This window comes from Xanthomonas dyei (assembly GCF_002939865.1).
Lineage (GTDB): Bacteria > Pseudomonadota > Gammaproteobacteria > Xanthomonadales > Xanthomonadaceae > Xanthomonas > Xanthomonas dyei.
In genome coordinates, this window is sequence record NZ_MDEE01000112.1 from 1 (window position 1) to 944 (window position 944).

General features: G+C 63.5%; 1 protein-coding gene. It reads left to right on the top strand.

Translation table 11 applies throughout. The features are described from left to right. Positions 1–820, top strand: an 820-nt coding sequence (locus tag XdyCFBP7245_RS23435; RefSeq protein WP_104617723.1) for an IS110 family RNA-guided transposase, incomplete at its 5' end; no start/stop codon positions are given. Positions 821–944 lie beyond the last annotated feature (124 nt).

Here is a 944-nt window from a genome sequence, read left to right on the forward strand (position 1 = left end):
TGTCGATTGGCTGAAGACGCTGTCGGTGCGGCAGGTGGTGCTGGAGGCGACCGGGGGCTACGAGCTGGCAGCGCTGGATGCCTTGCATCACGCCGCACTGCCGGTAGCGCGCGTCAATGCACAACGGGCACGCAACCTGGCCAACGGTTTGGGACTGGCCAAGACTGACCGGCTGGACGCGGCCATGTTGGCCTGCATGGCCGAGAAGATGGAACTCCATCGGTATGTTCCACTGGAACCCTGGCAGCGCGATCTGGGCGAGCATGTACGTGCCCGTCGGCAACTGGTCGAACTGCTGAAAGCAGCAAGGCAGCAGTTGCTGCAGGTTGCGGAAAAAGCGCTACGAAAGATCCTGCAGGGCAACGTGAACCAGCTTGTGCGCAGCGTGGCGCGGCTAGACAACCTGATCGCCGGGCAGCTGAAGACGCTGCTCATCGAGCAACCGCACCTGGCCGCGTTGAAGACGCTCAAAGGGGTCGGTCCGGTGCTGCTGGCCGTGCTGGTGTCCCGGTTACCGGAGCTTGGGACGCTCAGCGGAAAGCAAATCTCCCGATTGGTTGGCGTTGCCCCGCTCTCGCGCGACAGCGGCGCGATGCGTGGTAAACGGGGGATCGGCGGAGGCCGAGCCGATATCCGGCAGGCGCTGTATATGGCGGCGATGTCCTCGGCTCGGCACGAGCCAGGTCTGCGCGATTTTTACAGATCGCTGCGCACACGCGGCAAGGAAGGCAAGGTCGCCCTCGTGGCGGTGATGCGCAAGATGCTGGTCATCCTCAATGCGCGCGTGCGCGATCAAAGAGCCGCTCTGCAGCCCACCTGAGCGCACTCGGCGGCCGTGAGTAAACGCAAAAGCGTGCTAGCCAGCGGCCGGCACCTACCGATGAACACGCCCGAAGGAAACTGATCAAAGGTCGCGGATTGAGGTCCTGACCAACACAGTTGCT